We start from the raw sequence: 23282 nt of genomic DNA, 5'->3' as shown, positions 1-23282 counted from the left end.
GGGGCCAGGGCGGGCGATCAGAGGCTGGATTTCGAAATGACTTGCAGGCTCATCTGCTCCAGCAGTTTGTTCATGTGAATGAACTGCGCGAAGCGTTTGTCCTGGGTCTGACCATGGAAGAAACGGTAGTAGATCTGCTGCACGATGCCGGCCAGGCGGAACAGGCCGTAGGTGTAGTAGAAGTCGAAGTTGTCGATCTGGATGCCTGAACGCTCGGCGTAGTAATCGACGAACTCGCGGCGGGTCAGCATGCCCGGTGCGTGGCTCGGCTGGCGGCGCATCAATTGCACCGGTGCCGGGTCGTCGGCTTCGATCCAGTAGGCGAGGGTGTTGCCCAGGTCCATCAGCGGGTCGCCGAGGGTGGTCAGTTCCCAATCGAGCACGCCGATGATGTCCATCGGGTTGTTCGGGTCGAGGATCACGTTGTCGAAGCGGTAGTCGTTGTGGACGATGCTGGAGGTCGGGTGATCGGTCGGCATCTTGTCGTTGAGCCAGGCTTTGACCGCTTCCCACTTCGGCGCGTCCGGCGTCAGTGCTTTCTCGTAGCGATCGCTCCAGCCTTTTATTTGCCGCGCGACATAACCTTCGGGTTTGCCGAGGTCGCCCAGGCCATAGGCTTTGTAGTCGACCCGGTGCAGTTCAACGAACTTGTCGATGAAGCTCTTGCACAGCGTTTCGGTTTTCGCCGAATCCAGACCCAGTTCCGGCGGCAGTTCGGAGCGCAGGATGATCCCCTTGACCCGCTCCATCACATAGAACTCGGCGCCGATCACCGATTCATCGGTGCAGTGCACGTAGGTTTTCGGGCAGTACGGGAAACCATCACGAAGCTGATTGAGGATGCGAAATTCACGGCCCATGTCGTGAGCGGACTTGGCCTTGTGGCCAAAGGGTGGGCGACGCAGGACGAACTCCTGTTTGGGGTATTCCAGCAAGTAAGTGAGGTTCGACGCACCGCCCGGAAACTGGCTGATCTGCGGCAAACCACTCAGGCCCGGAATGTGGGCCTTGAGGTACGGATCGATCAGGCTGGCATCGAGTTCTTCGCCGGTGCGGATACGGGTGGACTGGTCAGTAAGCGCCATGCTTATCCCTTCTGCTTATTTTGGAGGCCTGAGACTACTGGCTAATCTAATGCGCACACCCGACACCCACAACCACGAAACGCCCTTATAGGTGAGCGTGTTGCCGGGCAATCATTGTGTTTGATACACCTGTTTGAATGGTAGTCAGATCATGCTCATCGATGATGGCAGGGCAATCGGGGTCAATACCGGATTACCTGAGAAGAACGCCACCAGATTGCGACCTACCAGTTCCACGGTGCCTTGAGTGGCTTCCGGGGACAAACCGGCGACATGCGGGGTGAGGATCACATTGGCTAACGTCTTGAAGGCATTGGGTACTTGGGGTTCTGTGTCGAAGACATCCAGCGCAGCGCCGGCAATCCTGCGCTGCTCAAGCGAGCTGATCAGGTCTGCGGTGACGATCACACTGGCTCGGGCGATGTTGACGATGAACCCCTGGGGGCCCAAGGCGTCGAGTACTTGTCGGTTGATCAGGTGTTTGGTGCCCAGGCCGCCGGGGGTGGCGACGACCAAAAAGTCTGATTCCCGCGCCAACTCGGTGGGCGTCGAGCGGAAGCTGTACGGCACATCGCTGCGATGCTGGCGGTTGTGGTAACTGACCGTCATGTCGAAGCCGTGGGCGGCGCGTTTGGCGATGGCCATTCCGACCGCACCGAGCCCCAGGATTCCCAAGTGCTTGCCCGCCAGGGACGGGCGCATGATTTTCGGCCACTCACCCCGGCGCACGGCGGCGTCGCAACGGGGAATATCACGTACCAGAGAGAGCAGCATCGCCATGGCATGGTCGGCGACTGAAGAGGCATTGACTCCGGCGCCATTGGTGACCGTAATGCCCCGGTTGGCGGCGGCTTGCAGGTCGACGTGTTCGTAGCCGGCGCCGATCACGCAGATGATCTTGAGATTGGGCAGGGCGGCGATTTCGTCGGCATACAGGCCCAATGGGCCGCGGGTCAGCACCGCATCGATCTGCGCGCCATGCCGTGTGATGGCATCGGCGCGCTCGGCAGGTGTGGGAGCCAGAATCAGGTGAAAACCCTGATGTTCGAGAATCGGCAGGTAATCATTGATGGTTTCAACCAGTACCAGAACGGTCGCGGGCATGCTGGGCTCCTGTGGGCATCGGAAAGTCGGGGGCTCGAACGTCGCTCGGATTGCTGATTGCGCAACGGTCTGGCATTTACCAAAGATAGCAGGCTTGTGGCCTGCGACCTCAGTGTAGGAGCGTTCCGTAGCGCTTACATATCCACGGTGTTCAACACCTTTACGAAGGCACCGTTCAACGTCGCGTTATGGTGTTCGATGATCGATCGGGCCGGCAGCGCCGGTGTGTCCATGCAGGTATGTGCATCGGCCACGAGTAGGGGTTTGAATCCCAGCTCGGCCGCTGCACGGCAAGTGCTGTCGATGCAATATTGGGTTTTCATGCCGGCGATGAACACCTCATTGATCCCGCTAGCTCGCAGTCGCTCCGCCAGCACGGTGGAGTAAAAGGCATTGGGTCGGGTTTTGTCGAACAGGATGTCGGTGCTGGCATCCAGGTCCAGTGCGGGCAATAGCTGCCAGAAGGGGCTACCGACTTCGATGGGCGAACCTTGAGGGCCGGTATGGCGCACCGCGAAGATCGGCACGTTGCGCTCTCTGGCCTGACGAATGAGTTGCTGGATGTTCGCCAGTACCCGTTCACCGTCGTAGGGTTTTTCCGGGCCGTGGAACAGACCGACCTGCATATCGATGATCAACAACGCTGATGACATGGGTGTTTCTCCTTGGGTGTCGTACGAAAAGTGCCGAACGGACAGGAGAAACGACAAGGCCCCGTCCATTGCTGGCGGGGCCTTGGGTTCACTGCGCTGTGTTTATCTCAGCCAGCCACCGCACGACCCGCCGGAAGCGGTCGTGGTGGTGTGGGTGAGGTTCAGCGCAGGAATATTCATGAGGCCGATCATGCTGTAGGCGTCGTGGGTGTGTCAACGGCCTTGTCCGTGGTGAGAAACGTCCGGGCTGCGTCGAGAATTTCATCGGACAAGGCGTCACCTCGGGTTGCACGGGCCAGGGTCAGGGCGCCGACCATCAGCGAATAGTCCACCAACGCTTTTTGCCGATTGGTTTCGGGCTGATCCGCGCCCATCAGCGGTGCCAGCATCTGCAACAATGCCTCCAGCCCTTGGGTGTAGGTCTGGTGCAATCCGCTTTCAACGGTTTCATGGCACATGTCGCCGGCAAACGCGGTCACCGGGCAGCTTTCGCCTGGATTATCGCGATTGGCCGCGGACAGGTAGGGCGCGATGATGCTCTCGCGAGCCGAGAGACTGTCGTCGTTATCCTCTATTTTCTGCTTCCAGCGTTCCATCGATTGGGTGAACGCCCGGCTGCACGCCTCTTGCGCCAGCGCTTCCCTGGATTCGAAGTGACCATAGAACCCGCCATGGGTGAGGCCGGCGGCGCCCATCACATCAACGACACTGATCCCGTGCAGGCCGCGTTCGCGAAACAGACGTGTGGCGGCCTCGACGATGATCTCGCGGTTGAGTTCGGCTTGTTTGCGGGAGACTCGGGGCATTGGCGGCTCACAGGTATATAAAAGGCAGAAATCAGCTGGCGTACTGGGCTATGCCGTTGCCAAACGACCAGTTCTCTTTCTTTACCTCCACCAGATTGATGAAAACATCTTCCAGGCGCACCGCCAGTTCCGCGTTAAGGCTCTCGGCAATGGTTTTGTAGAGAAGTTTTTTCTGCTCGATGGTGCGGCCTTCACTCAGGGTGATCTGAATCACCACCAGATTGTCGGTGCGATTGATGCCCAGGTAGCCGGGATCAAAGATGAAATGCTGTTCATCGTGCTCGGCAAGAATCTGGAAGTTATCGTTCTCCGGCACGCCAATGGCGCTGTGCATGGCGGCGTAGATCAATTGCCCGACACGTTTGGCGTAAGTCGGGTCTTGATGCTTCTTGATGTCGACGCGAACGAGTGGCATGAGAGGGCTCCGAAATGAGGGTTGCCGGTCAGCAGTCGGGATCGAAATTACATGACGGCAATCCTTTATTGAATAGATTTTTTAAAACATCTATTCAATAAAGGGTGCCAGAGGATCTGATCCGCACAACCACTCCTCAGCTAAGTCTTTGCTTCTGCTCATTAATCCCGGACAATCGCGCCCCTGTTTCGGCCAGGGCGCTGCCTGTCGGATTTTTCCGACTCGTCCTGACCGGGTAGCAACTGACCGGAATGCGGAGATCCCACCGGATGAATGATCAGGCCAATAGCGTCGACGAACGCTATGTATCGGCGACACCAGCGACGCTTGAGAGCTGGAATCGCCATGACACCACCTGGATGCTGGGCCTGTTTGGCACGGCCATCGGGGCTGGCACGCTGTTTTTGCCGATCAACGCGGGTCTGGGCGGCTTCTGGCCGTTGTTGGTCCTGGCGGTGTTGGCGTTCCCTATGACGTTTTACGCACACCGTGGCCTCACACGTTTTGTGTTGTCCGGACGCGAAGGCGCGGACATCACTGAAGTCGTGGAAGAGCACTTCGGGATCAAGGCTGGCGCGCTGATCACCTTGCTGTACTTCTTCGCGATCTTCCCGATCCTGTTGATCTATAGCGTGGCCCTGACCAACACCGTGGGCAGTTTCCTAGAGCATCAACTGCACATCATGCCGCCGCCACGCGCTGTGCTGTCGCTCGTACTGATCCTCGGCCTGTTGGCGGTGGTACGTTGCGGCGAGCAGGTGATCGTCAAGGCCATGAGCCTGATGGTTTATCCGTTCATTGTTGCGCTGCTGTTCCTCGCGGTGTTCCTGATTCCTCACTGGAACGGCGGCATTCTCGCCACCGCGTCGACGCTGCCAGAACCGTCGGCATTGCTGCACACGCTGTGGTTGGCGATTCCGGTAATGGTGTTTTCGTTCAACCATTCGCCGATCATCTCGGCGTTCGCGGTGGACCAGAAGCGTCGTTACGGCGATCACGCCGAAGAGCGTAGTTCGCAGATCCTGTCCCGCGCCCACGCCTTGATGGTGGTGATGGTGCTGTTCTTCGTGTTCAGTTGCGTGCTGACCCTGTCGCCCGCACAACTGGCGGAAGCCAAGGCGCAGAACCTGTCGATCCTGTCGTACCTGGCCAACCACTTCAGCAACCCGACCATCGCCTTCGCGGCACCGTTGATTGCGTTCGTGGCCATTTCCAAGTCGTTCCTGGGCCACTACATCGGCGCCAGCGAAGGTCTTAAAGGTCTGATTGTGAAGAGTGGCAAACGCCCGGCACCCAAGACCCTGGATCGCATGACTGCCGCCTTCATGCTGGTGGTCTGCTGGATCGTTGCCACGCTGAACCCGAGCATTCTCGGGATGATCGAAACCCTCGGTGGCCCGATCATCGCCGCGATCCTGTTCCTGATGCCGATGTACGCGATTCGCAAGGTTCCGGCCATGGCGCGTTATCGCGGTCAGGCTTCCAACGTCTTCGTGACGGCGGTGGGCCTGGTGGCGATTTCGGCGTTGATCTATTCGCTGACTGCCTGATGATTTCTTCGGGGCTGTGAGTCCGCCATCGCGAGCAGGCTCGCTCCCACAGGGACCGCGCAAAATCTGTGGGAGCGAGCCTGCTCGCGATTTAGGCGCCTCGGTCTTCTTGGAAATAAGCATTCTTGAGGCATAAAAAAACGCCGCTCATCTCACGATGGGCGGCGTTTTTTATTGCGTTGCAGCGTTAGGCTTGAACGACCGGGATGTTGGCGTTCGCAGCAGCTTCACGGAACTCGGCGATCTGGTCGAAGGACAGGTAGCGGTAAACATCGGCCGCCATGCTGTCGATCTTGCCAGCGTATTCCATGTACTCCTCGACGGTCGGCAGGCGACCCAGGATGGAAGCAACAGACGCCAGCTCGGCCGAAGCCAGGTAGACGTTCGCGCCGTCACCCAGACGGTTCGGGAAGTTACGGGTCGAAGTGGACACAACAGTCGAGTTCGGCTCTACACGTGCTTGGTTACCCATGCACAGCGAGCAACCCGGCATTTCCATGCGAGCGCCGGCCTTGCCGTAGATGCCGTAGTAGCCTTCTTCGGTCAGCTGGTGAGCGTCCATTTTGGTCGGCGGCGACAGCCACAGACGGGTTGGAAGCTGACCTTTGACCTGTTCCAGCAACTTACCGGCAGCGCGGAAGTGGCCGATGTTGGTCATGCACGAACCGATGAACACTTCGTCGATCTTCTCGCCAGCAACGCTGGACAGCAGACGGGCGTCGTCCGGATCGTTTGGCGCGCAGAGCACAGGCTCTTTGATGTCGGCCAGGTCGATTTCGATGATTTCAGCGTATTCGGCGTCAGCATCGGCAACCATCAACTCAGGGTTGGCGATCCAGGCTTCCATCGCTTGAGCACGACGTTCCAGGGTACGTGCATCGCCGTAGCCTTCGCCGATCATCCAGCGCAGCAGGGTGACGTTGGAGCTCAGGTACTCGGTGATCGACTCTTTCGACAGCTTGATGGTGCAACCGGCAGCCGAACGTTCGGCCGAGGCATCGGACAGCTCGAAAGCTTGCTCGATGCTCAGGTTGTCCAGGCCTTCGATTTCCAGAATGCGGCCGGAGAAGGCGTTCTTCTTGCCTTTCTTCTCGACGGTCAGCAGGCCAGCCTGAATCGCGAAGTAAGGAATGGCGTGAACCAGGTCACGCAGGGTGACGCCTGGTTGCATTTTGCCTTTGAAGCGCACCAGGATCGATTCCGGCATGTCCAGCGGCATAACGCCGGTGGCTGCAGCGAACGCAACCAGACCGGAACCGGCCGGGAACGAAATGCCCATCGGGAAACGGGTGTGCGAGTCACCACCGGTACCGACGGTGTCCGGCAGCAGCATGCGGTTCAGCCAGCTGTGGATGATGCCGTCGCCCGGACGCAGGGAAACGCCGCCGCGGGTCATGATGAAGTCTGGCAGGGTGTGGTGGGTGGTCACGTCGATCGGCTTAGGGTAAGCCGCGGTGTGGCAGAAAGACTGCATTACCAGATCGGTCGAGAAGCCCAGGCACGCCAGGTCTTTCAGTTCGTCACGGGTCATAGGACCGGTGGTGTCCTGAGAGCCGACGGTGGTCATTTTCGGTTCGCAATAAGTACCTGGACGAACGCCTTTGCCTTCTGGCAGACCACATGCCTTGCCGACCATTTTCTGCGCCAGGGTGAAGCCCTTGCCGGTGTCGACAGGTGCTTCAGGCAGTTTGAACAGGTCGGTAGGGCCCAGGCCCAATTCGGCACGGGCCTTGTCGGTCAGGCCACGGCCGATGATCAGCGGGATACGGCCGCCGGCACGGACTTCGTCCAACAGCACCGGAGTCTTCATTTCGAAGGTGGTCAGGACTTCGTCAGTGCCGTGTTTGCAGACTTTGCCAGCATGCGGGTACAGGTCGATCACGTCGCCCATGTGCATGTTGGTGACGTCGAATTCGATTGGCAGTGCGCCCGCATCTTCCATGGTGTTGTAGAAGATGGGAGCGATTTTGCTGCCGAAGCAGAAACCGCCGGCACGCTTGTTCGGCACGAAAGGAACGTCGTCGCCGAAGAACCACAGCACCGAGTTGGTGGCGGATTTACGCGAAGAACCGGTACCGACCACGTCACCGACGTAGGCGATCGGGAAGCCTTGGCCGCGCATTTCTTCGATCTGCTTCATCGGACCGGTGACGCCCTGGGCGTCAGGCGCGATGCCTTCACGGGCCATTTTCAGCATGGCGAGGGCGTGCAGCGGGATGTCCGGGCGGGACCAGGCGTCCGGAGCAGGGGACAGGTCGTCGGTGTTGGTTTCGCCGGTGACCTTGAAGACGCGCAGGCTGATCTTGTCGGCAAGCACAGGACGGTTTTTGAACCACTCGCCGTCAGCCCAGGATTGCAGCACGCCTTTAGCGAGAACGTTGCCGTTCTTGGCTTTTTCAGCGACGTCGTGGAAAGCGTCGAACATCAGCAGGGTGTGCTTGAGTTCTTTGGCAGCGACTGGCGCCAGTTCGGCGTCGTCCAGCAGATTAACCAGCGTCACGATGTTGTAGCCGCCCTGCATGGTGCCGAGCAGTTCAACAGCGCGTTTCTTGTCGATCAGAGGGGATTTTGCTTCGCCTTTGGCGAGGGCAGACAGGAAACCGGCCTTTACATAGGCTGCTTCGTCTACACCTGGCGGAATGCGATTGGTGATCAGGTCAACGAGGAAAGCTTCTTCGCCAGCCGGGGGATTCTTCAGCAGCTCGACCAGGCCTGCAGTTTGTTCGGCGTTTAGCGGCTGGGGAACGATACCCAGTGCTGCACGCTCTTCGATATGTTTGCGGTAGGCTTCAAGCACAGTTATTACCCTCATCAGTGGTCCCAAATGGGTGTCCGGGACGCTCATCCCGAAATTGCCGTACTCATGCGCTGCGTGGCGTTGTGGGCCACTTAGCCAGAATTACCGACAATTCCTTACAGAAGCTGCTTTCAAAGTTTTACGCCTGCAGAACGGGGAGCTGATGAGGGTTGGCGTTGGGCTTTTCCCCGCTGGAAAAACCCATCGCCAACACCGCTCTGAAGGAACGACTGTGCTCGTGACGCTTTGAAAACAGCTTCTAACGGACATTGGCGCCTTAAAAGGCTGGCTGATTCTACGGCAAAAAAAAATTAAAGGTAAGTTAGGCCCTCAAGATTGAGGGGTGATGAATGTTAGACAAAGGGCTAACATGCCGACCTGTTCTGCTTTCCCGTGTTCTCCCAACCTATGCCCAATCAGACCATCAAAACCCCCTGCGTCGGCCTCTGCTCCACTGTTTATGGTGATTTGGTGTGCCGTGGCTGCAAGCGTTTCCACCATGAAGTGATCAACTGGAATGGTTACAACGAGGAAGAAAAGCGCGCGGTGTGGCTGCGTCTTGAGCTGCTGCTGTCCCAGGTGATGGCCAGCAAGCTGGAGGTTTTCGATCCCCAGCGCCTGCGTCTGCAGCTAGAGCAGCGCAAGATCCGCTTTGTGCCGCATCAGTCGGAATATTGCTGGGCGTATCAGTTGATCGCCCGGGGGGCGCGGGTCATCAACAACCTGGAAGCTTACGGGATGGTGCTGATGCCGGAGTTTCGCGACTGGAACCTGCCGGAACTGCGGGATGCTATTGATCGGGAGTTCTTTTTGCTCTCCGAGGCGCATTACCAGCGCTACATTGCACCGGGCTTCCTCCGCGACGCCTTCGGCGGTTAAATCTTAAAAGCGTCGCGAGCAAGCCCCACATGGGATCTCCATTGGACATGAAATCTGTGAACGACACAGATCCAATGTGCGGGCTTGCTCGCGAAGGCGATCTATCTGGCGCCGAAAATCTCAATGCTGCGTCACGATCTCCTCCAGATGGTCCATGATCGTATCCGGCTTCAGCACCAGCACATCACTCTCCACCGCATCCAGCACCACTTCCGCCGTATTCCCGATCAACGCCCCTGACAACCCGGACCGAGCCACGGTACCGATGACCGTCACCGCCGCCTGCAGTTTGTGGACCATGAACGGAATCAACACATCCGCCGGACCTTCCTCGATATGCAGGTGCTCGTCATCAATGTCGAACTCGGCCTGAAACGATTTGCACTGTTCGCGATAGCGCGCCTCGATGGTTTCGCTGAGCTGCAACGTCGGGTCGGCCGCCGACAGCATCGGCGACGGATGGGCGCTGACCACGTGCAAATGGGCCTTGGCCAGGCTGGCAATGTCGTAACCGTGATCGACAATACAAGAGTGCAAGGTGCGGTGTTCACCATCGGTATTGCCGACATCGATCGCCGCCAGAATGACGCCGCCGGTCCAGGGTTTCGAGGTTTTGACCAGCAGCACCGGCGTCGGGCAGTAACGCAGCAGTTTCCAGTCCGCCGGGGTCAGCAGGGCTTTTTTCAGCGGACTGTCGGGGTAATGCTGCTTGACCACCAGTCCGCAGCCTTCAGCCTGCTGCACATCGACGATGGTTTCGTGCAGGCTTTCGTTCCAGGCCTGCTCGGTGGTGACGCTGTAACCGTCCTCGATCAGCGCGGCCTTGAGCACGCCCAACATGCCGCTGTGGTCATGCTTGCGGTCGCAGACCAGCAGATGCAGATGAGCCTGGGTCACGCCGGCAATCAGCTTGGCCCGTTTGAGCGCCAGGCTTTCCGAGTGTTCAGGTTCGAGGACCACCAGAATGCTGCGAATGGCTTGCATGATCGGGATCTCCATGAAGTAAGAAATACTGCGTTGGACAACTATAGTTGCTGGCTGGCCATTCGGGACTTGATGTATATCAACGGTCGCGACTGGTGGTCTGCCGGCAGGCCGGTATAATCGGCGCCCTTCGCCGAGTCCATTGTCCGTGAGCCCCATGCTACTGAAGCCCGAAATCGTCGCCGTCCTGCTGGAAGTGAACTCATGATCCTTCCCGAAATTCACGAGTTCCTCGGCTGCCGCACCCCCGATGGCTGGGTTCAAGCCGCGCTGGCTGATCAGGAAACCCTGCTGATCGATCACAAAAACTGTGAATTCAAGGCCGCCAGTACCGCGTTGAGCCTGATCGCCAAGTATCACTCCCACGTCGATCTGATCAACCTGATGTCGCGTCTGGCCCGGGAAGAGCTAGTGCACCACGAACAGGTCATGCGCCTGATGAAAAAGCGCAAGATCGAGCTGCGTCAGCTGTCCGCCGGGCGCTACGCTTCGGGCCTGCGCAAAGTGGTGCGCAGCCACGAGCCGGTCAAACTGGTGGACACCCTGGTGGTCGGTGCGTTTATCGAAGCTCGTAGCTGCGAGCGTTTTGAAGCGCTGGTGCCACATCTGGACGAAGAGCTGGGCAAGTTCTACTTCGGCCTGCTGAAAAGCGAGGCCCGGCATTTCCAGGGTTATCTGAAACTGGCCTACCAGTACGGTGACGCCAAGGACATCGCCCAGGTGATCGACAAGGTTCGCGCCGCTGAGCAAGAGCTGATCGAGTCGCCGGACGTGGAGTTTCGTTTCCACAGCGGTGTGCCAGCCGCGGCCTGACGCTTTCGACCGAAAATCAACCTGCTGCGCAGGAGCGAAACATGGGAGCACCCGAGGGAATTTGGATGCGCCTATGCTAGGCGGCTGTCGGCCAGCAATCTTTGACAGCTTTGTCGGGAAACTGTCAAAGACTGTGAACCGTCTTAGCGGCTCAAACCCAGGCGCTCATGCCATTGGGCGATGGACTCTTCGGGCCAGACATCGCACTGTCGATCAGCGGGCTGCGTCTGGACTTCCACCCATGATGCTTTCGAACCGAGCATCACGTGCGTGCGCTCGGGTGGCTCCGGCAACGCCGTGTCGATGGCTGAGGCAAATGGGTGAACAAGATCCGGCCATTCAGGACTGAACAGCCATAATCCCGAGCCGCAAAGGGAACAGAAATGCCGCTCGGTGGTGCTGCGGCGGGCGCGTTTATCCCCTTCGTCCTTGAGCCGCGCATGGTAAATCGAGATGTGCTTGCGACCGCGCACCTTGAGGCTGGCGGCATTGCCAGCGATGTTGATCGCATAACCGCCACCGCCCTGAGTCTTGCGGCAGATCGAGCAGTAACAACGCTGGTACGGGTAGGGGTGGGCGCTGGTCAAACTGAACGACACCGCGCCGCAATGGCAGGAACCTTCGAGCTGCATGGGAACCTCCGACAGGTCTGGAACTTACCCAAGACAGCCTAGACCTTCAGCGCCCCTCGACCGGTACGAGAATCGCGTCGCCGGTCGCCACCAGTTTCAGTTGATCGCCGGTTTGCGCGAACAACTCGGCGCGGGCGAACACCTGCTTCTTGCCAGTCTTCACCACCTGACCCCGAGCGATGAACACTTCGCCGATGGCGGGTGCCAGGCAGTTCACTGAAAAATGCGATGCCAGCACGTTGCCGGCGACTGTTCCTGCGGCAAAACCGCAGGCTGTATCGAGTAGGGCACCGATCAGTCCGGCGTGCAGGAAGCCTGCGTACTGCGCCATATCGCTCTCGCGAAAAGCCATCGTGAGTTCGGCTTCGCCGCTCTCGGCGCGAGTGACTTCGAAACCGGCCCAGCGGTTAAAGGCTGAGGTTGAGTTGATCTGTTTGAGTGCGTTGAGCATGGCGAATCCCTCCGGTTGAGGCACCAACATGCGCCGGGTTTGGGGGGATGTCATGGTCGATAAGGGAGGGTGATGGGGCGTTGGATTTGTGGTGAATGTGCCGCCGTCATCGCTAGCAAGCTCGGCTCCCACTGGACGCCCACTGTCCGCCGGGTCAGCATGGTGCCTCGAAATCGGGACCTTGATCATGCGACGACTGCCTTCTTTAGCAGCACTCAGAACCTTCGAATGCGCCGCCCGTCACGCCCATTTCGGTCGGGCGGCGGCGGAGTTGTGCGTCACCGACAGCGCCGTCAGCCATCAGATTCGCCAGCTCGAAGAGCAATTGGGCGTGACGTTGTTCATCCGTGAAGGCCGGCAGATTCGCCCGACGATGGCCGCCGGGCGCCTGATGCAAAGCTTGCAGCAGGCCTTCGAACTGATCGGCGATGCCTGCGATGAGCTGCGTGACCCGTCATCGCTGGCGGTGTTGCGCCTGGCGGTAACTGCCGAGCTGGCGCAAAAGTGGTTGATGAGTCGCCTGACGGATTTTTACGCGCGCTATCCGCACATCACCCTGCACCTCTACGAACAACCGATCGACGCCACGGCGCCGGGCGAAGACATCGACCTGGCGATCACTTACGGCACCGGCCCGGTGGACAGCAGCGCGTACTTTGTCCGGCCCTTGCCGGCGCTGCAGTTCTTCCCGGTGTGCAGCCCCGGCCTGTTCAACCAGGGCACGTTGAAAACGCCGAAGGATCTGGCACGCCACTGCCTGCTGCACGACGATCAGGACGGCAAGACCTGGACCGCCTGGCTCACCAGCCATGCCGGCGATCAGCGTCCGGAACGGCAGCTGTATTTCGCCCACGCCGGTTTGGCGCTGGAAGCAGCGGCCCAAGGCCAGGGTGTGGCCATGGGCGATAACTTGACCGCGCAGGAGGATTTGCTCAGCGGTCGTCTGGTCCGGCCGTTCACTTCAAGCATGACTGCACTCGGCCAATATGCGCTGGTGTGTGAGCGAGTGAGGCTGGAGCGCCCGGCAGTGGCGCAGATGCTGGAATGGTTCAACGATCAGTTGATCGATTGATGAGTTGAATTCAAGTATTCCGAAATAATCATCGTTGGCGAGGAGGGCGCCGGCGACCGTAGCCTGTGGTCATTCCAATCCCCGCTGATGAGGTTTGACCATGGCACGTTTGCTCGACTCCACCCCCATACTCGATGGTTTCCGTTTGCCCGGCGAGTTCGAAACCAAGTCCGGTTGCTGGCTCGGCTGGCCGGAGCGCACCGATGTCTGGCGCAACGGCGCCAAGCCTGCGCAGAAAGTCTGGGTGCAGATCGTCACCGCCATCTCCCGCAGCGAACCGGTCACCGTGTGCGCCTCCGCTGCGCAGTTCGCCACCGCTCGCCGCCAACTGCCGCCTCACGTGCGGGTGGTGGAAATGACCTGCAACGACACTTGGTTCCGTGACAGCGGCCCCTGCTTTGTGGTCAACGACGACAGCGGTGAGGTGCGCGGCGTGGACTTCGAGTTCAACGCATACGGCGGCCTCGATGGCGGCTTGTACTACCCGTGGGACAAGGACGATCAAATCGCCAGCAAAATCCTCGAAATCGAACGGTTCGACCGCTACCGCGCGCCGCTGATTGCTGAACTGGGCGGTATCCAGAGCGACGGCCAGGGCAGCATTCTGACCACCGAGCAATGCCTGCTCAACCGCAATCGCAACCAGCATTTGGGCAAGGAAGAAGTCACCCGCCGACTGACCGATTACCTCGGCGCCGAGCAAATCATCTGGCTGCCACGGGGCTGCAAGTTTGACGAAACCGACGGCCATGTCGACGATCTCGCGTGCTTCGTGCGCCCCGGTGAAGTGGTGCTGCAATGGACCGATAATCGCGATGACCCGCAATGGGAAATCTACCAGGAGGCCTACGACATCCTGCGCAGCACCCGCGACAGCCGTGGCCGCGAGTTGAAAGTGCACAAGCTGCCGCAACCGGATGTGCTGGAATGGACCGCCGAGGAAGCCGAAGGCCTGGATCAGCAAGACAGCACGCACACCCGTCAGGCCGGGACCAAAATCTGCGCGTCGTACATCAACTACTACGCCGGCAACACCTCAATCGTGGTGCCGTTGTTTGGCGATCGCAACGATCAGGCCGCACAGGCGACCCTCGCCGAACTGTTCCCGCAACATAAAATCGTCGGTATCGAAAACTCTCGGGAAATCCTCCTTGGCGGCGGTAACGTCGCCTGTATCACCATGCCGCAGTACGCAGGCAGTGCCTGCAACAAAAAGGGAGTTTGAAAATGGGCCTGCACAAACTGACTCAAGCATTACTGCTGGTGCTCGCACCCCTGTGTGTGCAGGCCGCCGACACCGCCAAACCGGTGGTCAATCTGTACATCTGGGGCGAGTATCTGGCCCCGGACACCCTGACCAATTTCGAGAAGAAAACCGGCATCCACGTGGTGGCCGACCACTTCGACTCCCTGGAAACCGCAGAGACCAAACTGCTCACCGGCCGCAGCGGCTATGACCTGGTGCTGACCGCCGGCCAGCATTTGTCCAGGGCGATCCAGAGCGGTGCGATTCAAACCCTGAACCTGCAACAGCTGCCGCATTTTGCCGGCGTGGGTGACGAGTTCCGCCAGCACATGGCGGTGTTCGATCCGGGCAATCGCTATGCCGGGATCTACGCCTGGGGCACCACTGGCGTCGGCTATCAGGAGGAGGCGATCAAGAAGCGCCTGCCCGACGCACCACGGGACAGTTGGGCCATGCTGTTCGACCCGGCAGTGGTGTCAAAATTTGCCGATTGCGGGGTGAGTTTGCTCAACGATCCCAACGAAGTGTTCGCCGCGGTCATGAAGTACATGGGGCTGGACATCAACCGTCAGAACCTCGATGACCTGAAACGGGCCGAGCAGCAGTTGGCCGAGATCCGGCCCTACATCCGCTACTTCGACAATGACCTGAATATCAGCGACCTCGCCAATGGCAACACCTGCGTCGCGATGTCGTGGAACGGCAATGTGGCCATCGCCGCCGGGCAGGCCGAGGCTGCGAACAAGCCGTTCACGCTGAGTTATCGGATACCGAAGGAGGGCACGTTAATCTGGTTCGACGCGATGGTCATTCCCAAGGATGCGCCTCATCCTCAGGCGGGGCTGGCGTTGATGGATTATCTGATGACGCCGGAGGTGATCGCGCCAATCACTGACACCATCCATTACGCCAATGCGATTACGGCGGCGGACGGCTTGATTGATCCGGCGATTCGCAATGACCCGGGGACGTATCCGTCGGCGGAGGTGAGGGCTTCGTTGTATAGCAAGAATGACAATGGCAAGGCGTTTAACCGGGCGTTGATTCGGGCGTTCAGTCGGTTGAAGTCGGGGTTATGACTGGAACAGGCGGCTTTGGAACACGCCACAAATACCACGCCGCCACCGTCCGATACGGACGCCACCCCAGCCCGATCTCAATCATCTGCTTACGATTGGGCTGCACCTCCAACCCCTTAATCCGCCGATACCCCTCACGCACCCCAAAATCATCGGCCGGCAAAATATCCGGCCGTTCCAGGCTGTAAATCAGCAACATCTCAACCGTCCAACGCCCAACTCCGCGCAGGGTAATCAGGCGCTCGATCAAGGCTTCATCCTCCATGGCCAGTGCCGTGGCGTAATCCGGCACCACACTGTCCAGCGCCGCTTGGGCAATGCCCTGAATGGTCGCGATCTTGCCAGCGGAAAACCCGCAACCGCGCAGTTGATCAAAGCCTGTCGCCAGAATCTGTTCAGGCTTCGGGAACGCGCCCGTCCCAAACAACGCGATCAACCGACCGACAATCGCATCCCCAGCCTTTGCGTGCAGTTGCTGGTAGGCAATCGCCCGCACCAGCGACTCATAAGGATCGCGAGCCGCATGGGGCTGATGCAGGCAAGGACCGATGGCGGCGATGTGGCGGCGCCAGTCCTCATCGATGGACGATAGAAATTCGGTGGCGGGCAAATAGGCGTCGGGCATGGAGTCAAGCTTTCCCGGACGGCGCCAACAGCGCGTTCACTTCGCCATAGGTGAAGGCCTTAAGATCACGGCTGTCGAGTGTCCCTGTTTCCAGAAAGCTCTTGGCCAGTGCGCTCATGGCGCCATAAAGAAACTCGGCGATGCGCGAGCCTGCGCTCAAACGGCGTACGCCGAGCGCTTTCAGCTCTTCGGGCGATGGCAATCCGGGGAGCCCGAGCACGTTCACCGGCAGCGTGGTGCCCTGGCAGAGCGCAGCGATCTCGTACTCCGCGGTGACCCCGGCAGCAAACAACCCATCGGCACCGGCCACCTGATACAACGCGGCGCGCTTGAGCGTCTCGGCCACGCGATCTTCGGCGGGCACCAGGCTTTTGAGGTACACATCGGTGCGGGCGTTGATGAACAGCTTCACATTTCGGCGACTGGCAACCTGCCGAGCGATTTCGATCTTGCGCACCAGCAGCTCGGGCGGGGACGCACCGTCCTCGATGTTGATCCCGACGGCCCCGGCGGCAATCACCGCATCGATGAGGTCGGCCACCCGCGTCAGGTCATCGGAATAACCGGCCTCGATGTCCACGGTCAACGGCACCGAGATCACCCGGGCGATGTACTCGACCGTTGAAATCAGGCGCTCAAGGGGCAGGGCATTGCCATCCGGATAACCGTGAGCCCAGGCGACTGCCGCGCTGCTGGTGGCGACGGCTTTACAGCCCAGCTGTTCCACTATGCGCGCCCCGGCGGCATCGGCGACGTTGGTGAGGATCAGCAAGCCGTCGTGGTGCAACTGGTGAAATAGGTTGTCCATCGAATGTCCTTCCTTATGACTTTTTGAGAAACCCGTAAATGATCAGAATGCGAGTTGTTGCGTGATCTGCACCGCCGATTTTTCCAGCCTTAGCAAGAACGCCTTGCGCGGTTGCCCTCCACCATAGCCGGTCAGCGAACCGTCTGCGCCGATCACCCGGTGACAGGGCACAACAATCGAAAGACGGTTATGCCCGTTGGCCAGGCCCACGGCGCGACTGGCGCCGGGCTTGCCCAATAACGCCGCAATGGCGCCGTAGGTAATGGTCTGGCCGTACGGGATCTTCGCCAGTTCGGCCCAGACCTGTCGGGCGAAATCGCTGCCAGGCAAGTGTAGTGGAACGTTGAAGTCAGTGAGTTTGCCGGCGAAGTACTGCGTCAGCTCGGCTTCAATCTGCTGCAAATGCGCGTTATGTCCTGGCGCGACCGCATAGCCGTATCGATTCTGCAATTCTTCGACTTCCTTGGTCAGCGCTGGCCGATCAAGGAACTCCAGCAGCACCAGCCCACGTCGTTCGGCCATGGCGATCATCGGCCCCAGCGGTGTGGTCAGGCGAGTGAACAGCAGTGGCTCGCTGTTGGCGGCGCGGCCGGGCGTGATGTTGAAGGACTTTTGAAACGCATCGCGAAACCCGCTCAGGGACTCGTAGCCCGAATCGAATGCGGCGTTGTCGATGGAGTCGCCCTGTTTGATCCCGCCCAACGCCATGCCGAGGCGTCGGGTGCGCAGCCAGGCGTGAAAGGTCATGCCGAAATGCTGCTTGAACCAGCGGCGCAGTTTCAGCGGTTCGATGCCCTCGGCCAGCAGCTGGGCATCGGTCCAGCGCTGCTCGGGGTCGGCATCCACCGATTTGAGCAGCCGCTGCACCCAGTCCGGCGCGATGGCCGCCGCGTCCAGTGGTTTGCAGCGCAGGCAAGCGCGGTAGCCCGCGGACATGCACTCATCGGCATGAGCGAAGAACTCGACATTCTCCGGTTTCGGTTTGCGCGCCGTGCAACTGGGGCGACAGAAGATGCCGGTGGTTTTGACCGCGGTAAAGAACACCCCCTCGTAGGCGGTGTCTCGTTCGAGCATGGCGCGAACCATCTCGGCGTGGGGCGGAAGCAAAGCGTTTTGTAGGTTCATGCAGTGAGCATAAGACGCGTCGCCCAACGCCTCCACCGAAAAATCGACAGAGAATTCCACAGATCCCGCCAATCAGGCCCGTCGCGCCATCAGCAACACCGAGGCCGCCGATGGCGATCCATTCCAGAGCCAGGAACAACGCGCCCAACACGGCGAATTGCGGCGATACGGCTTGGGTCGAGTCGACAAATTGGGGCAGGAACGCGGTGAAGATCAGGATCGCTTTCGGATTGCTGGTGCCCAGCTTGAATCTCAGCTGCTGGGTGCCCGCTTTCGACCCAAAACGGACATTTACAAGGTGATTTTTTGATTCCTCACCGGCTTCCTCATTGCTGCCCATCAATCAGGATCCTTACCCGTTGTAGCGCTCAAATTGGAACCTCCCAGGAGGTAAAACAATCCACCCGCAACAATGAAGAGCGCGAGCATGTAGAAGATGTAGTGAGGACGCTGGGTCGCCAATACGACTCCGCAAAGAACCGGGCCCAGTGCTGCACCGAGGTTGGACAGGTTTTGCGCTCCGTAATACATGCCGCGCAGGTTGTCTGGAGCGATTTTGTCGATGAACATGTACTCGGCGGGGAATACGATGATCTCGCCGACCGTGAAGATGGCCATGGAAATGACCCAGAGCAGAATAGAGGTCGACAGGGCAAAACCCGCCAACCCCATCATGAACATGCTCAGCCCCGCCGCAAGCCACAAATTCAGGTGTCTGTGGGAGATCTTTCTGCCTATGGAATATTGCAACCCGATAACCATGAGTGCGTTGGTAGCCACAACGGTACTGATGATCTGGTAGGTAGATTCTGGCGTAGTAGTGACCACCAGATACTGCGAGAGATAAGCGGTGAACTGGCCAAAGACCACCGCGCTGAAGAGCCCGCCAAGGGTGAAACACACCAACCGATAATCCTGGAGCAGTAGTTTTCCCACGGCGAGAAACGGCGCGGGTTTCTGAGCTTCATCGGTGGCGTTCAGGTCTCTATCGCCCCAAACGAAATAGATGAAGAAGAATCCTGCCCCAAGCCCGGCGGATAACAGGAATGGCAAGCTGATATCCAGCTTGGCCATCCCAGCGCCAAGAAACGGGCCGACGGCATACCCGATATTGGTCAGCGTGTATTTGATCGAGAAAACTTCGCTGCGATCAGTGACGGGAAGCAGACTGCCAAATCCTGATTTGACCGCGATATCAATGACCGCATAAGCCAGGTTGATCAATAGCAGGCAGCTGTAGAACAGCCAGAGATCGCGAGCAAGAAACGTCCCGAGAAAACCCAGCGTAAACACACCGCTGAGTCCCAGGATCAGCCGGTAACTGGACATTTTATCAACCAGAAAGCCACCGTGAAGGCTCAATAACGACCCGATAATCAGTGTGCTGCCAATGACCAGGCCGATATCGGCGACGTTCAAGCCGAAACTGCCGGAAAGGTAGATGACCAGATAAGGCAGGGTGATAGCTCGCGCCAAGGTCAATATCAGGGACGCTGAGAGCAGCAAATTTACCGTCGTCGGATAGTTTTTTAATGTGGTCAGCATCCTTGCATCATCGTTCAGCAGGTTGTTTTTATGGAATTCGCCAGTCGCATCTTGTTGATTGATGCGTCGGAATCAATCTTACTGGGGAATCCTGTTCTGATTTATGATGTTTATTATCAAGTTTGCGGAACTTAGTTCATTAATACGGAGCATCCATGTTTTCCTCCGAACGATTAAAGGGCATTGATGTATTTGTCTGCGTCGCGGACTGCGGCAGTTTCAAAACCGCTGCCGAGCGGATGAGTCTGACGGGGTCGGCAGTCAGCAAAGGCATCGCTCGATTGGAAAGTAGGCTTGGGGTTCGGTTGTTCCATCGCACGACACGACGCTTGTCACTGACGGATGCGGGGGTTGCGTTCTATCGCACGTGTACAGGCGTCCTGGCTGACCTGGAAGAGGCTGAGCTGTCTCTGCATGCCGAAAACACTGAGCCTCGTGGCAGGATTCGCATTGACCTTCCAGGTGCCTTCGGCCGCTTGCAGGCGCTTCCGGTCATTCTCCGGTTTGCTCAGGAACATGCGCTGTTGCTCCCACACATTTCGTTTTCTGACCGTTTCATCGACCCTATCGAGGAAAGTGTCGATATCGTTGTACGCATCGGTGGTTCGGACATTTGGCCCGCTGCGCTGGGGCATCGCTATCTGGGCAGTGAGTGGCATATCTTCTGTGCGTCGCCCGCGTACTTGAGCAAACATGGCACGCCTGTGACCGATCGTGATTTGGAACAGCATCAGTGCATCGCTTACGGCTGGGCGGATGGAACGGTTAACCCTTGGAGTTTTTCAGGAAAGCACCCGGGCGAAATTGAACGCAGGGCGATAGCCGCAAAGTTCGTTGTGGGAGATGGCGAAGGTCTGGTGATCGCGGTATCGGCGGGATGCGGGATCGCGCAGTTACCTTCGTGGTTGATCAAGCGTCAGCTTGAAGAGGGGACATTGGTTGAAGTGCTTCCCCACTTGGCAACCGATGGCCTAGCGATCAATCTGGTTTGGATCAAAAGTCGACAGGCACTTCCCAAAGTCAGTGCGTTACTGGAGGAGCTTGCCGCTAATTTGGTGCCGTCTACTAGCAAAATCCAATGACCGTATATGGACTCCCCCTCATTGCAAGCCCCTTTTCTTTGGGCGATATTGATGTCGGCGTTGCACTGGATGGCCGGACAGCATGCCCGTTGACTCAAGGCTGCTTGCGGAAGAACAAGGTGATCTGACCTACCTCCACCCCGAATTTGGTCATGAACGAGCGATTGATCATGGTGTTCTTGTCCATAAGGTACATCCAGTCGTCTAACTGAACCTGATACTCCTTGCCATCCACCGGAAGGCTCAGCACATATCTCCAGCGCAGTGCATTGCCTGCCACCTCACCACGCGCCTCGCCCACCACGTCGCCAGCGGTTCCGCGCCATTGGCTAGGGCCAACAGGGGTTAGCGTCCACACTCGTTTTTGCTTAGTACCATCGCTGTAAGTAAATGATTCGTCGAGTATCAGTCTGCTACCTTCGGAGTGGCCATTGATCTCCACGTGGAAGCGCTTGGTGACCTCGCCTGAACGCTTTTGAAACATACCCCAAGCTTCGACCCGGCCCTCGAAGAATTCGCGCAACTCAAGCTTGGGCGTCTCCTGGCTGTAGGTATGCACATCTACCCGGCTGCAACTCGCAAGGCCAATGCATAGCAGCATTATCCATATCTTCAACATGTGCATTTGCTCAACGACCTCAGGGTTTAGCTGCGCCCAGCAATTGGGCGCGCAGCTCCGGGTTACGTGTTCGGGGGTCAAGCCAGATCGCAAAAAAGGCTTTGGCGAACGCATCATCCCTCACCACATGCTGTAGGTTCTCGCCGACGTAAAAACGTGCGCCCTCTCCAGGCATATAGACTCCGGTGATGCGGTCACCTGCGCCCACATCGACAAACGCTTGCTGCATTTCCCACTCCCAGCGAGCCATCAGCTCTGAATTCAGGGAGTTGGGTGACAGGCGACGGATTTCCTTGATGCTGGCCTCGACCAGATCATCGCGACTAATAGCGCGACTGTAGGTCAGCTCCAGCGCAAAAGGCACATCTGCACCCAGCGGTTCACCGGCAATCAGGCGTGGGCTCCAGAAATGCGCGCTGTAGATGGAGAAACCAAATACTCGCATATCCCCGCTACCCAACAGACGAGCATCGGGTAAAGCCTCACGCCAATCAGCAAATAGTTCTGCACTCTGGAGCATCAGAACAAGACAGATAACGCGGCGGATTAAGCGATCCGTCTGCATAGTCATGCAAGACCTCAGTAAAACTCAATGGGCGCCTTTAAAAGTTATACCAAATTATTATTTTGTACAGCTAACGTCTCAAACTGGGCTTGCCCCCACAAAAACGGACGCCAACGCCTTGTTCAAATAATGCTATTGCCAAGCGCCTGAACTCCCTCGGCAAGCGACAATTGAAAGCGTTGTGCAGACGCTGCTCCTTGTAGTCTTCGAATCGCAGCGACACCTGTGTACGTGCGCTCTAGCCACGAACGTAAAAAGGTCGAAATGTTGTTTGCCCACCTCAAGCGCATCCTGAAATTGGATAGCCTGAGACTACGTGACATGAGTCGCGCGACCGATGAGTTCAAGCTGGCCGAGCAGAAATCGCTGCTCAAGCAAATGTTTGCCGACGCCGGTTGGGAGACACCTCGCGTGCTCGCTGCGCTGGAGGAGGCGACCGACCTTTATCTGGACGCGGTAGGTCAGGTCAAGATGCCCTGTTGGAACAAAGGGCGCATCGCGCTAGTTGGTGACGCAGCCTATTGGGCATCGCCTATCAGCGGCATGGGCACAAGTCTGGGACTGTGCGGCGCTTATGTGTTGGCTGGCGAACTGAGCCGCCACGCCGACCACGCCCGCGCGTTTGCGGCCTTCGAAAACTGATGCGCCGTTACGTCGCTCAGGCGCTAAGCGTACCCAAGTCCGCGCCTAGACTGGCATCGCCGCATTCGCGATTTGGTATCGCGCTCGGTCACGCGGTGTTGAGGATGGCCACCGCACCGGGGTTAAAGACCTTATTCGGAAAAATCCTTTCTCTGAAGGCTGATGCGATCGAGTTGCCGAATTATGACGATCCGCAGCGGACGTAGACTCGAATGTCCGCTTCTGGCCGATACGGACTATCAGCGAACTTTCGATTGGCCATCGTCAGGGTTGCCGGCCGCCACCAGGAACTCTTGCCATGCCAACGCCAGCATCCCCGCCGGAGCACCTTCCACCCTGTTTTCCGCCCCGGGATCCGCGCGCCACAATTGCCAGGCGAGGTCGAGCAGATACGCCGCCCCCAGAATCTTGATTCCGTAAAACAACAACCCTGACGTTTGCAGCACCACCGCCAACCCCGCAGACGCGAGGGCGATCATGCCGGCGAACGCAAGCAGCCGACCGATCCCGGCGACACAGGCGATGCGGTAGCCTTAGCGGGTCGAGTTGCTGACCGACAACAGGTTGTTCGGCCCGGGCGCCATGTTCAGGGCGAAGCAGGCCGGTAGAAACAGGGTGAGGGTGGCGAGGTCCATGGCGGGGCTCCAAAAGCAGGAACGGTATTTTTATCACAGGCCTGGGGTGGCTTGACTCATACAGTGGTGG

Annotated in this window: 23 protein-coding genes and 2 pseudogenes; 8 read left to right on the top strand and 17 right to left on the bottom strand. The window is 58.6% G+C overall.

Going from position 1 to position 23282, the window contains the following annotated elements; translation table 11 throughout:
- Nucleotides 1-17 precede the first annotated feature (17 nt).
- The 5 genes from QFW87_RS14450 to QFW87_RS14430 form a co-directional block, all read right to left on the bottom strand.
- Nucleotides 18-1085 (bottom strand): phosphotransferase family protein, encoded by a 1068-nt coding sequence (locus tag QFW87_RS14450; protein ID WP_283184295.1) that lies wholly within the window; start codon nt 1083-1085, stop codon nt 18-20.
- 144 nt (nt 1086-1229) lie between these two features.
- Nucleotides 1230-2189, bottom strand: coding sequence for a 2-hydroxyacid dehydrogenase (locus tag QFW87_RS14445; protein WP_283190844.1), 960 nt, complete (start codon nt 2187-2189; stop codon nt 1230-1232).
- Nucleotides 2190-2323: 134 nt separating this feature from the next.
- Nucleotides 2324-2842, bottom strand: coding sequence for a cysteine hydrolase family protein (locus QFW87_RS14440; protein ID WP_283190843.1), 519 nt, complete (start codon nt 2840-2842; stop codon nt 2324-2326).
- 188 nt (nt 2843-3030) lie between these two features.
- On the bottom strand, nt 3031-3648 hold the full coding sequence (locus tag QFW87_RS14435; protein ID WP_283190842.1) for a TetR/AcrR family transcriptional regulator: 618 nt from the start codon (nt 3646-3648) through the stop codon (nt 3031-3033).
- A 31-nt stretch (nt 3649-3679) separates the two neighbouring features.
- Entirely contained in the window at nt 3680-4063 is a 384-nt protein-coding gene (locus tag QFW87_RS14430; protein ID WP_008149859.1) for a tautomerase family protein, read from the bottom strand.
- Between the two features lie 269 nt (nt 4064-4332).
- On the opposite strand from QFW87_RS14430, the gene QFW87_RS14425 reads away from it, so the two are divergent.
- Entirely contained in the window at nt 4333-5613 is a 1281-nt protein-coding gene (locus QFW87_RS14425; RefSeq protein ID WP_283184298.1) for a serine/threonine transporter, read from the top strand.
- A gap of 187 nt (nt 5614-5800) precedes the next feature.
- On the opposite strand, the gene acnB is transcribed toward QFW87_RS14425, so the two are convergent.
- A complete protein-coding gene (gene acnB / locus QFW87_RS14420; RefSeq protein ID WP_283184564.1) occupies nt 5801-8410 on the bottom strand; it encodes a bifunctional aconitate hydratase 2/2-methylisocitrate dehydratase in 2610 nt (869 codons plus the stop codon).
- Between the two features lie 408 nt (nt 8411-8818).
- Here acnB and QFW87_RS14415 point away from each other — a divergent pair, with 408 nt between their 5' ends.
- Nucleotides 8819-9289, top strand: coding sequence for a DUF1289 domain-containing protein (locus QFW87_RS14415; protein WP_033054572.1), 471 nt, complete (start codon nt 8819-8821; stop codon nt 9287-9289).
- A 120-nt stretch (nt 9290-9409) separates the two neighbouring features.
- On the opposite strand, the gene QFW87_RS14410 is transcribed toward QFW87_RS14415, so the two are convergent.
- On the bottom strand, nt 9410-10273 hold the full coding sequence (locus QFW87_RS14410) for a universal stress protein (protein ID WP_056741759.1): 864 nt from the start codon (nt 10271-10273) through the stop codon (nt 9410-9412).
- Between the two features lie 204 nt (nt 10274-10477).
- Between QFW87_RS14410 and miaE the strand changes: the two genes are divergently transcribed.
- Nucleotides 10478-11086: a tRNA isopentenyl-2-thiomethyl-A-37 hydroxylase MiaE gene (miaE, locus tag QFW87_RS14405; protein WP_046032069.1), complete on the top strand. Its 609-nt coding sequence runs from the start codon at nt 10478-10480 to the stop codon at nt 11084-11086.
- A gap of 143 nt (nt 11087-11229) precedes the next feature.
- Here miaE and QFW87_RS14400 read toward each other — a convergent pair whose 3' ends face one another.
- Both QFW87_RS14400 and QFW87_RS14395 read right to left on the bottom strand, forming a co-directional pair.
- Nucleotides 11230-11718: a GFA family protein gene (locus QFW87_RS14400; protein ID WP_283184300.1), complete on the bottom strand. Its 489-nt coding sequence runs from the start codon at nt 11716-11718 to the stop codon at nt 11230-11232.
- Nucleotides 11719-11764: 46 nt separating this feature from the next.
- Nucleotides 11765-12169, bottom strand: a complete 405-nt coding sequence (locus tag QFW87_RS14395) for a PaaI family thioesterase (RefSeq protein WP_283190841.1) — start codon at nt 12167-12169, stop codon at nt 11765-11767.
- 187 nt (nt 12170-12356) lie between these two features.
- Between QFW87_RS14395 and QFW87_RS14390 the strand changes: the two genes are divergently transcribed.
- The 3 genes from QFW87_RS14390 to QFW87_RS14380 all read left to right on the top strand — a co-directional run bounded on the left by QFW87_RS14390 (nt 12357) and on the right by QFW87_RS14380 (nt 15566).
- The gene (locus QFW87_RS14390; RefSeq protein WP_033054579.1) at nt 12357-13241 is read left to right on the top strand and encodes a LysR substrate-binding domain-containing protein; all 885 of its coding nucleotides are present in this window, start codon (nt 12357-12359) and stop codon (nt 13239-13241) included.
- Nucleotides 13242-13341: 100 nt separating this feature from the next.
- Nucleotides 13342-14466, top strand: a complete 1125-nt coding sequence (gene aguA / locus QFW87_RS14385) for an agmatine deiminase (protein ID WP_283190840.1) — start codon at nt 13342-13344, stop codon at nt 14464-14466.
- Nucleotides 14467-14468: 2 nt separating this feature from the next.
- Complete coding sequence (locus QFW87_RS14380) at nt 14469-15566, top strand: extracellular solute-binding protein (RefSeq protein ID WP_283190839.1); 1098 nt, start codon at nt 14469-14471, stop codon at nt 15564-15566.
- On the opposite strand, the gene QFW87_RS14375 is transcribed toward QFW87_RS14380, so the two are convergent.
- The 5 genes and pseudogenes from QFW87_RS14375 to QFW87_RS14355 all read right to left on the bottom strand — a co-directional run bounded on the left by QFW87_RS14375 (nt 15541) and on the right by QFW87_RS14355 (nt 19669).
- Entirely contained in the window at nt 15541-16191 is a 651-nt protein-coding gene (locus tag QFW87_RS14375) for a DNA-3-methyladenine glycosylase (RefSeq protein WP_283190838.1), read from the bottom strand. The two genes, QFW87_RS14380 and QFW87_RS14375, sit on opposite strands and share 26 nt — an antisense overlap.
- A gap of 4 nt (nt 16192-16195) precedes the next feature.
- Complete coding sequence (locus QFW87_RS14370; protein ID WP_283190837.1) at nt 16196-16999, bottom strand: isocitrate lyase/phosphoenolpyruvate mutase family protein; 804 nt, start codon at nt 16997-16999, stop codon at nt 16196-16198.
- A gap of 42 nt (nt 17000-17041) precedes the next feature.
- Complete coding sequence (locus QFW87_RS14365) at nt 17042-18124, bottom strand: trifunctional transcriptional activator/DNA repair protein Ada/methylated-DNA--[protein]-cysteine S-methyltransferase (protein WP_283190836.1); 1083 nt, start codon at nt 18122-18124, stop codon at nt 17042-17044.
- A gap of 106 nt (nt 18125-18230) precedes the next feature.
- A pseudogene (locus QFW87_RS14360) lies at nt 18231-18356 on the bottom strand (LysE family translocator); the annotation flags it as partial.
- Nucleotides 18357-18463: 107 nt separating this feature from the next.
- Nucleotides 18464-19669 carry an MFS transporter gene (locus tag QFW87_RS14355; RefSeq protein WP_283190835.1) on the bottom strand — a complete coding sequence of 402 codons (1206 nt, stop codon included), beginning with the start codon at nt 19667-19669 and terminating at the stop codon, nt 18464-18466.
- Nucleotides 19670-19824: 155 nt separating this feature from the next.
- Between QFW87_RS14355 and QFW87_RS14350 the strand changes: the two genes are divergently transcribed.
- Nucleotides 19825-20751, top strand: a complete 927-nt coding sequence (locus QFW87_RS14350) for a LysR family transcriptional regulator (RefSeq protein WP_283184306.1) — start codon at nt 19825-19827, stop codon at nt 20749-20751.
- A gap of 94 nt (nt 20752-20845) precedes the next feature.
- On the opposite strand, the gene QFW87_RS14345 is transcribed toward QFW87_RS14350, so the two are convergent.
- Entirely contained in the window at nt 20846-21370 is a 525-nt protein-coding gene (locus QFW87_RS14345) for a DUF3833 domain-containing protein (RefSeq protein WP_283184307.1), read from the bottom strand.
- A gap of 19 nt (nt 21371-21389) precedes the next feature.
- Nucleotides 21390-21941, bottom strand: a complete 552-nt coding sequence (locus QFW87_RS14340; protein WP_283184308.1) for a chalcone isomerase family protein — start codon at nt 21939-21941, stop codon at nt 21390-21392.
- Nucleotides 21942-22199: 258 nt separating this feature from the next.
- On the opposite strand from QFW87_RS14340, the gene QFW87_RS29845 reads away from it, so the two are divergent.
- Entirely contained in the window at nt 22200-22577 is a 378-nt protein-coding gene (locus QFW87_RS29845) for a hypothetical protein (protein ID WP_349294117.1), read from the top strand.
- Nucleotides 22578-22843: 266 nt separating this feature from the next.
- Here QFW87_RS29845 and QFW87_RS14330 read toward each other — a convergent pair.
- Nucleotides 22844-23212, bottom strand: a pseudogene (locus QFW87_RS14330) (LysE family translocator); the annotation flags it as partial.
- Between the last annotated feature and the right edge of the window lie 70 nt (nt 23213-23282).

The organism is Pseudomonas sp. PMCC200344 (assembly GCF_030053095.1).
GTDB lineage: Bacteria > Pseudomonadota > Gammaproteobacteria > Pseudomonadales > Pseudomonadaceae > Aquipseudomonas > Aquipseudomonas svalbardensis.
The sequence above is the reverse complement of the archived record's forward strand: the minus strand, read 5'-3'. Positions and strand labels throughout refer to the sequence as shown.